Source organism: Xenorhabdus sp. PR6a, from assembly GCF_028599065.1.
GTDB classification, from domain to species: Bacteria; Pseudomonadota; Gammaproteobacteria; order Enterobacterales; family Enterobacteriaceae; genus Xenorhabdus; species Xenorhabdus doucetiae.
Genome location: NZ_JAQRFJ010000090.1, coordinates 1 through 8,750, shown reverse-complemented (window position 1 = coordinate 8,750; position 8,750 = coordinate 1). Strand labels below are relative to the sequence as shown.

At 45.6% G+C, this 8,750-nt stretch carries 9 protein-coding genes; 3 read left to right on the top strand and 6 right to left on the bottom strand.

The genetic code is table 11. The features are described 5' to 3' along the window. Positions 1-79: 79 nt before the first annotated feature. Genes lsrD through lsrA form a run of 3 tightly spaced genes read right to left on the bottom strand, consistent with a single transcriptional unit; the run spans position 80 to position 3,670 of the window. Complete coding sequence (lsrD, locus tag PSI15_RS16380) at positions 80-1,108, bottom strand: autoinducer 2 ABC transporter permease LsrD (protein WP_273584462.1); 1,029 nt, start codon at positions 1,106-1,108, stop codon at positions 80-82. Then, positions 1,108-2,118 (bottom strand): autoinducer 2 ABC transporter permease LsrC, encoded by a 1,011-nt coding sequence (lsrC, locus tag PSI15_RS16375; RefSeq protein ID WP_045973051.1) that lies wholly within the window; start codon positions 2,116-2,118, stop codon positions 1,108-1,110. Before lsrC ends, lsrD begins: the two co-directional genes overlap by 1 nt. Beyond that, entirely contained in the window at positions 2,099-3,670 is a 1,572-nt protein-coding gene (gene lsrA / locus PSI15_RS16370) for an autoinducer 2 ABC transporter ATP-binding protein LsrA (protein ID WP_273584461.1), read from the bottom strand. Before lsrA ends, lsrC begins: the two co-directional genes overlap by 20 nt. 239 nt (positions 3,671-3,909) lie before the next feature. Between lsrA and lsrR the strand changes: the two genes are divergently transcribed. Both lsrR and lsrK read left to right on the top strand, forming a co-directional pair. After that, entirely contained in the window at positions 3,910-4,920 is a 1,011-nt protein-coding gene (gene lsrR / locus PSI15_RS16365) for a transcriptional regulator LsrR (RefSeq protein ID WP_443256106.1), read from the top strand. 73 nt (positions 4,921-4,993) lie between these two features. Continuing rightward, the gene (gene lsrK / locus PSI15_RS16360; protein ID WP_273584460.1) at positions 4,994-6,586 is read left to right on the top strand and encodes an autoinducer-2 kinase; all 1,593 of its coding nucleotides are present in this window, start codon (positions 4,994-4,996) and stop codon (positions 6,584-6,586) included. Between the two features lie 176 nt (positions 6,587-6,762). Here lsrK and PSI15_RS16355 read toward each other — a convergent pair whose 3' ends face one another. From PSI15_RS16355 to PSI15_RS16345, 3 genes are all read right to left on the bottom strand, one after another. Then, positions 6,763-7,149: an acyl-CoA thioesterase gene (locus PSI15_RS16355; protein ID WP_273584459.1), complete on the bottom strand. Its 387-nt coding sequence runs from the start codon at positions 7,147-7,149 to the stop codon at positions 6,763-6,765. A gap of 207 nt (positions 7,150-7,356) precedes the next feature. Beyond that, positions 7,357-7,620, bottom strand: coding sequence for a hypothetical protein (locus tag PSI15_RS16350; protein WP_273584458.1), 264 nt, complete (start codon positions 7,618-7,620; stop codon positions 7,357-7,359). Next, positions 7,602-8,177, bottom strand: a complete 576-nt coding sequence (locus PSI15_RS16345; RefSeq protein ID WP_273584457.1) for a hypothetical protein — start codon at positions 8,175-8,177, stop codon at positions 7,602-7,604. Before PSI15_RS16345 ends, PSI15_RS16350 begins: the two co-directional genes overlap by 19 nt. A 264-nt stretch (positions 8,178-8,441) precedes the next feature. Here PSI15_RS16345 and PSI15_RS16340 point away from each other — a divergent pair. Continuing rightward, on the top strand, positions 8,442-8,750 hold a 309-nt coding region (locus PSI15_RS16340), incomplete at its 3' end, for a transcription termination/antitermination NusG family protein (protein WP_273584456.1).

The window sequence follows — 8,750 nt, the reverse complement described above, 5'->3', positions numbered from 1 at the left end:
CACCGCGGGGAGATAATCAGCTGCTTTCGTCTTGCGAGCGGCAACTTGAAATTTATAGGGTATATTTCAAGATCGTCTTTTATGTTTCAGAAATATGTCGTTGTGAAACAGAAGCCCTTCGACGTTGCCACCAATCACTGATTTGATGACGATGCAGCAAAGCAGACCGGCCTATTACCGCAGCAATCAGCAAGGCACCAGATAACGCACTGGATATCTGGTTAGGAATTCCCACCATCTGCAACCCTTGCTGCAAATAACCCACCAGCAAAACAGCCAGTGCCGTACCCATAATTGAACCCGATCCACCGTAAATATTGGCACCACCCAGCACCACAGCCGTAATGGCGGGCATCAGAAAAGAACTACCTAAATCAGAACGCGCCGAGCCAAAATAGGAAACCAAAATAATCGCCGCGACAGCCGAAGCCAGTCCTGTTAAGGCATATAACAAGCACAACGTTCGATTTACGGGGATCGCTCCATAACGGGCAACACGGTTGTTCTGCCCGATAAGAAAGATATTGCGGCCACGGTGGGTACGGTGCATAAATAACCAGAATGCCAACGTGAAAAGCATGAAGATAACCAAAGGCACAGGCAGGTCTAATAGTGTCAGATTAGCAAAATCCGTAAATGAATCAGGAAAGCCACCGATGCCTTCATATCCCGTCGCGCCGGATAACCCCGACAACAGTAAGGCACTACCCCCAAACAGATACATCGTGCCGAGCGTGATCACTAACGGATTCACGCCCGTATAGAAAATCAGGGCTGCGTTAATCAGGCCACACAATCCCCCGATGAGCACCGTAAAGGGAATTGCCACCATCATCGGTAAACCCGCTTGATACATAACGCCCAATGCAATAGCACATAAACCGATAATCGAACCAAAAGAGATATCAATACCACCGCTGACAATCACCATCGTTAACGGCAACGCGATAATACCAATGCAAATAAAGTCGCTGGTACTGAACAACAGCACGTTAATATCCAACATCTTCGGATTAACCATGCCAAACAGAAAAATTTCCACCACTAACAACACCAAAAGCGCGGTTTCCCAGCCATAACGTTGCCCATAGTGCTGTAATGTATTCATTATGGCCTCCCGTCTCTTGCAATGTGTTTGTTTATTGGTTCAAGGAAGCGGGCATAACGTTGCTGGTGTAAATTCTTCCCAACGGCACTGCGCAAGCGCCCATCCAGCACTAACACCGCTAACAGGACAAGGCCGGCAATAAAATCGTTCCACCAAGCCGATAATTTGAGTAGTACCAGCACACTATCGATTTGCGTCAGAAAATAGGCGCCGAAAATCGCGCCGATAACGGTTCCCATTCCTCCCAGCAGACTAACGCCGCCTAAGACACAGGCCGCGATGGCTTTCATCTCCAGCCCATTCCCCGTTTGGTTCGGAATAAAGCCAATCTGTGCCACAAACACAATGCCGGCCAAGGCTGCCATCACCCCATTTACAGTAAATGCCGTAATACGAATGCTATTAACGGGTGCACCAAGCTGACGGGCGCCTTGCAGGTTATCACCCGTCGCATAAAACCCACGGCCAAATTCCGTTTTCTTTAACATCCACGCCATTGACAGAATCAATAACATCAGTAGCCAACCGATCGGTGAAATACCCAATAGCATAGGTCTGGCGAGGTCTTTAACCTCAGCGGGTAACCCTTCGATCCATTTACCGCCTGTCAATAACAGCATTAACCCACGATATAAACCGAGCGTGCCCAACGTGGCAACAATGGCCGGAATTTTCAACCCTGCCACCAGTACACCGTTAATCAACCCTGCCACCATGCCCATCAGCAACGTGATTAAACAGGCAACTGCCAGCGGAACCCCTGTATTAAGCATCATTCCCAACACCACCGCACATAATCCGGTGATTGAACCGACGGACACATCAATATTGCGCGTCAACATGACCAATGTGGCTCCCATCGCTAATAAAATCAGGATTTGGGCATTACCGAAGATCATCGTGACAGTTTGGAAACTGAAAGCATGACGATCGAGGCTCACCAGCAAAACAAATAACCCCAAAATAGCGATGACTGCTGTAGCTTCCCGGTTATTCTGAATGATTTTCAATGTGACGTTCCCCAAAAGAAAGGTGCATAATCTCGTCCACACTCATATTGTCTTTATCAAGTTGCCCACAAAGCTCACCGTGGTGCATAACCAGCACACGATCGGCCAACTGAATAATTTCATCAAGATCAGAAGAGATCAGGAGAATGGCCACCTGCTGGCGGGCGATGCTCTGAATAAGCTGATAGATATCATTGCGCGCCCCGACATCAACACCGCGCGTTGGTTCATCAATGATCAGCACTGTAGGCTTGGCTTCCAGACACTTAGCAATCAGAATCTTCTGCTGATTACCGCCAGACAGAGTGCGCGCAGACTGGTGTACATTGTGGAATTGAATATTGAGCGCTCGACGATATTGCTCCAATACTCCGGCATCGTAGGTGGAGCGCGTCCAGAAAGTGCTCCGGCTGTGCGTGAGCGAACGAACATTCCAACTCAAAAGCGCATCAAGGAACAAACCCGAAGCCTGCCGATCTTCAGGCAGATAAACCAATCCACGCTGCAATCGTTCTGCTGTATCGAGTTTATTGATGACTTGCTGCTGAAAACGAATTTCGCCACTTGCAATCGGGCGCAATCCATATAACGTTTCTGCCAGTTCTGTGCGACCCGCTCCAACAACACCAGACAAACCGACAATTTCTCCCGCCTGTAGCGTCAGGGTAATATCGCGGAATCCTTCCCCATAGAGGGAAGTCACTTCCAAAATGGGTATCTTTGATGTGTTATCCGATACATTCCCGTTGGCTTCCAAGTCCAATTTCTGATTACTCGCCAATACAGCTAATCTTGCCGTAGGTGTAATCGCCTGAACAATCGCTTCCGTTGTAAAATGCTCAATCTCACCGCTGAGAGCGATCCCTCCATCCCGCATCACACTGACATAATTTGCAATCTCACGAATTTCAGGCAACTTATGAGAAATAAAGATAATTCCCACTTGCTGCTGCTGTAATTCCCGTATTCGCGCAAACAAACGTTCGGTTTCCGCAGGTGTCAACGAGGCGGTCGGTTCATCCAAAATCAAAATACGGGAATGACGCATCAGACCACGCATAATCTCCACCAACTGCTGATCCGCGACATTCAAGCTGCCCGCAGGTGCCTTCAAGTCAATTTGGCAATCGAGCTGGATCAGTAACTCCCGCATTCGACTTGTATTGGCTTGATGTTTTGGCAGGCGAAACAAGATATTTTCCTGAACAGAAAGGTTGGGAAATAGTAAGGGTTCTTGTGGAACCAGATAAATGCCTAGCTGATGGGCTTTCGCTGGAGTCAGATGGCTGACAGCCACACCATCCACAATCAAAGTTCCGGCATCCGGCTGTTCAATACCCGCGATAATCTTCACCAAAGTCGATTTACCGGCACCATTTCCACCCAATAAGGCATGAACCTGCCCTGACATCAACGTGAAATCAATCTGCTTTAACACCATCAAACCAGAAAACTGCTTACTGATCCCACGGGCAACTAACAGCGGAGTATCGCCAGTAGGGTTAAGACAAGACGAATTATGGGTATGAGTCGCGCTATTGCTCTGTGACATCACGTACCTCATGGTATTTTGGGTTTGCGTTTCTGACACTGATGCGAAAATGAACATTTATTTATTTTAAAAACATTTGTTCAAAACTCTAATGCAAAACTTAAGTTTTTTTCAATAATTAGATCACATTTTGTGAAAAAGTTAGAGCCACATTAAAATATGTTCAAATTTTGCGATAAGTCTCTAGTACATTAGAGATTTCTATGCTTATTCTTTCCTCGTGGATAAAGAAGTTATAGATGTCGATCAAATTGAGCAAGAAACAATCAGTGGCAGAGAAAAGCGTATTATCCGAGGAAATTGACTATCCAAGTCACAACTATCCAGGAAACAGCATGAGTGAAGAAGAACTGATGGCCCGTATTGCCTGGTTTTACTATCACGATGGTCTGACACAAGGGGACATCGGTGAATTGCTCGGCCTCAGTCGCCTCAAGGTCTCCCGTCTGTTAGAGAAAGGGCGGCAGTCTGGCGTGATCCGCGTACAGATCAATTCACGCTATGAAGGGTGTCTGGCGTTAGAAAATACCTTGCAAAAACGCTTTAATCTCAAACAGGTTCGTGTATTACCTACTCTGGACGGCATCAATCTGAATGCGCGCCTTGGTATCGGAACCGCTCATCTGTTAATGGCGCTGATTGAGCCTCACCAGCTATTGGCGATTGGGTTTGGTGAAACGCCCATGTGCACTTTGCAGCATCTAAGCGGCTTTATCTCATCCCAACAAATTCGTTTGGTGACGCTGTCGGGAGGGGTCGGCCCTTATATGACTGGTATTGGTCAACTTGATGCTGCCTGTCCGGTCAGTATCATTCCTGCCCCTTTGCGTGCTTCTAGTCATCAGGTCGCGGCAACATTCCGCGAAGAACGGAGTGTACGGGATGTGATTTTGGCAGCCTGTGCAGCCGATATCGCTATCGTCGGGATTGGCGCTATCAAACAGCAGCAAAACGCAACGATCATGCGTTCCGGCTATATTAGCGATGGTGAACAATTGATGTTGGGTCGCAAAGGCGCTGTTGGAGACATTCTTGGTTATTTCTTCAATACGGAAGGTGAACTGGTTAGCGATATTGATATTCATCAGGAATTGATCGGTATCTCCCTGTCAGAACTGAAAACCATCCCGAACGTGATTGGTGTGGCGGGGGGGATCGAAAAAGCCGACGCTATCGTTGCCGCACTCAAAGGAGGCTATATCAGTTCACTGGTGACAGAAGAACAGACCGCGAGAGCTATGCTGATTTGATCGACTAATAATGTCTATCCGTCCCTGTGCCATATCGAATAAAAAGAAGATAACAACAGACGAGGATAGCATCATGAATCAACGCGCTCATGCCCAACCATCAAGGAAGTATCTGATGGCGCTTGATGCAGGAACCGGCAGTATCCGTGCCGTGATATTTGATCTCGAAGGGAATCAGGTTTCCGTCGGGCAAGCGGAGTGGATACACCAACCTGTACCGAATGTTGCGGGTTCAATGGAATTTGATCTGCAAAACAACTGGCAACTGGCCTGCCAATGTATCCGGCAGGCACTGCAAAAGGCAGAATTGCCTGCTAATGCGATTCAGAGCGTTGCCGCCTGTTCAATGCGAGAAGGCATTGTCCTTTATAATCGCGGTGGCGATCCCATCTGGGCATGTGCCAATGTGGATGCTCGCTCCAGCCATGAAGTCAGCGAGCTAAAGGAGCTTTACAACAATACTTTTGAGTATGATGTTTATCGCTACTCCGGCCAAACATTAGCATTGGGCGCTATGCCACGCCTGCTTTGGTTGGCGCATCACCGTCCTGATATTTACCGGCAAGCCAGTACCTTGACCATGATCAGTGATTGGCTGGCTTATCGGCTCAGTGGCGAACTAGCCGTTGATCCCTCTAACGCGGGCACAACCGGCATGCTGGATTTAGTCAACCGTGACTGGCGTCCAAGCCTGCTGGAAATGGCCGGATTACGTTCTGATATCCTCTCTCCTGTCAAAGAGACAGGAACTTTGCTCGGCTATGTTACGGAAAAAGCCGCGGCAGAATGTGGTCTGAGCAGCGGCACGCCGGTGATTATGGGCGGCGGAGACGTTCAACTCGGCTGCCTTGGCATTGGTGTCGTCAAACCCGCCCAAACCGCCGTACTCGGTGGAACATTCTGGCAGCAAGTCGTCAACCTGCCTGAACCGATCACCGATCCAAATATGAACATCCGCATCAATCCGCATGTTATCCCCGGCATGGCACAGGCAGAATCCATCAGCTTCTTTACTGGTCTCACCATGCGCTGGTTCCGTGATGCTTTTTGCGCAGAAGAAAAACTGCTGGCGGAACGGCTGGGCGTTGATGCCTATAATCTGCTGGAAGATATGGCGGCGCGGGTTCCTGCCGGTGCGCATGGTGTCATGCCGATTTTCTCCGATGTGATGCGCTTTAAATCGTGGTATCACGCTGCCCCCTCTTTCCTCAACCTGTCGATTGATCCGGAAAAGTGCAATAAGGCGACGCTATTTCGGGCGCTGGAAGAAAACGCCGCTATCGTTTCCGCCTGTAACCTCGACATGGTTTCCACATTCTCTGGTGTCCAACCTGACTCACTGGTCTTCGCAGGCGGCGGCTCAAAAGGCAAGCTCTGGAGCCAAATTTTGTCTGACGTTACTGGTCTGCCCGTTCGGGTGCCGGTGGTCAAAGAAGCAACGGCACTGGGTTGTGCAATTGCGGCAGGTGTGGGTGTTGAGTTATACGATTCACTGCCGGCAACAGGAGAAAAACTGGTTCGTTGGGAACGGGAATACCAACCGAACTTGAGCCATCGTGAGGTTTACCAGAAAGCGAAAAAAGATTGGCAAGCTGTGTATGCCGATCAACTGCATCTGGTGGATGATGGCCTGACGACCTCATTGTGGAAGGCGCCAGGGTTATAATTTTGATTGGCCTCTTTAGCAATGAGAGGCCAATTTAATCATGGTTTCTGAAAGAGTAACTTTCAGCAATTACGCTTTATTTTGCTGCATTGGCTGTTACTCTTTATTACTGCTGATCACATATTGGCTGTAAATACTGCACCTTTGCAGTTATACAGTTTTTCGTTTGAATATAATCAATCAGCAATTGCGTTCATGACAATGTCAGGCACCATTGGACGCCCATTCACTAAGCAGGTGGCCACAAATGTTGCATCAGCGTACACGATACCATTGACCAGAATTTGTTGCTCGAAATTAATCCGACTACGTTTTTCGTTCTTGGCAACCTTGCAAGTCACTTCCATTTTATTTCCTTTTTGAAGGCTTTTTCTAAAGCGCAAGCTATATTCAAGAATGATATGCATGCGTCCAGCCTCAAATTCATTTTCCAAATCCAAGCCTAACGCTTCTTTCATAAAAGCATGTCGCGCCCATTCCAAATAGAACGGATAATAAAGTCCATCAACAACACCCTGAAAATCAAGATGTTTTTCATCAACCAAATACTCTTTAGAAAACATTACAGATCCTTAAAATAATTTAACAGGGCAAACCGCATAGGAAGAATTAAGCTTTCGAAATTTTTTTTAGAAGTCTCTTCTCCCGTACATATATTTATAGCCATACTCATATTATCAGTCAGCCCATAAATAAAGCTGACACCATGAAATATATTATTCCTCCTTCTTTCTTTATCTATAAAGTTATTTACATCATTCTTTAAAACATCATCCCATATAACCGTGCTTACATCCCCCTCCTTTAATTTTTGTAAGCTCAAGACCAATTTTTATTAATAAACTGTCTTTATATTTCCCATCGTAATAGAATTTTTGATCCCAGCCAGCATATCCGTTACTCTGATGAGCTGATACTTTGTTATTTTCAACCAATAAAGTTGACACATATGTAATGCGTTCAAAGTTATTAAGAAATTTAATAACCTCGTTACTATAATAATGAAAGTCTATTTTTATTTTTTTTGGATCCACTTCACCCTCCTACATTCTATGATATTAGATTTACTCAATATCATATCAACCTTACCAGGTATGATTATCTGCTTTTCGTCCATAATCGTCACCACCCCAATTTTTACTTTTTCGTTGTATCTCACATAACATAACTTATTATTGTTAGATTCAATACTATTCTCATTAGAAATGATACAAAACTCTCCGAAATGGACGTATGGCTCCCCATATTGACCTCCAACCTGAACCAATTCAACGTCAGGTAATGTTCTGCTTGCCAGAATAAATAAGGTATCTTCATCCAACTTGGTATATTCTGCAAATTGCGGAGGAAAACCTTCACCTGTCAAAATCCATTGCGATTCCACCTGAAGCCCATTTTCCTTAAAAAAGTCGGATATATGCTCTATCACATGGGTTTTTCTTGCAGGAAATGAGCTTCCTGATTCCCAACGTGTATATGTAGCGTACGAAATATCCTCTCCTTTAGAATGGATATAATCAACTACATCATGTGTCGTTGTTCCAGTTGCCGCCCTGCAACATTTCAAACGCTTACCAATAGTATCTAGCATTATTTTCGCCTGTTATGTGTTGTGCTACAGACTGATTTTAAAGGAAAAAATCAAAAATGCAGGCATTATTTTATTGCACCAAATGCAATTTTATTGCATTCTTTAAAATTCATATGTTAATATTTTGCCCTATAGGCTCTTTGGTGCTAAAGACTAGCATAGTTTTCCCTCTTAATACTATTGAAGCACTACAATCCACCCTCTATCCAACATTGCTTCTACGGCAAAGTAATGGGTGGGGGTTCCCAAAAGGAGATGTCAGCTATGAAATCCTGGTATCTATTACATAGTCAAATACATAATTTTCAACGAGTTATTGCTCGTATAGAATCCTTTGGTATAGAAACTTATTACCCCGTAGAAACCCGTATATCACGCCGTAAAGACTGTAACGGGCAACGTATTACACAAAAGCCCTTGTTTCCGGGTTACTTGTTTCTCAGTTTCGATCCTAAAGAAATCCACACAACTAAGATCACCGATATTCCAGGTGTGAATCGATTTATACGATTCGGTAACAATCCTTGTATCATACATGAAGATGTAATAGCCGCCTTAAAATGTGCAGCTATA

What these genes read in the sequence shown, in the direction of transcription:
- lsrR (WP_443256106.1), top strand. Translation starts at nt 3,910, where the DNA reads ATGTCGATCAAATTGAGCAAGAAACAATCAGTGGCAGAGAAAAGCGTA.
- PSI15_RS16355 (WP_273584459.1), bottom strand. Translation starts at nt 7,149, where the DNA reads ATGTTTTCTAAAGAGTATTTGGTTGATGAAAAACATCTTGATTTTCAG.
- lsrD (WP_273584462.1), bottom strand. Translation starts at nt 1,108, where the DNA reads ATGAATACATTACAGCACTATGGGCAACGTTATGGCTGGGAAACCGCG.
- lsrK (WP_273584460.1), top strand. Translation starts at nt 4,994, where the DNA reads ATGAATCAACGCGCTCATGCCCAACCATCAAGGAAGTATCTGATGGCG.
- lsrA (WP_273584461.1), bottom strand. Translation starts at nt 3,670, where the DNA reads ATGTCACAGAGCAATAGCGCGACTCATACCCATAATTCGTCTTGTCTT.
- PSI15_RS16345 (WP_273584457.1), bottom strand. Translation starts at nt 8,177, where the DNA reads ATGCTAGATACTATTGGTAAGCGTTTGAAATGTTGCAGGGCGGCAACT.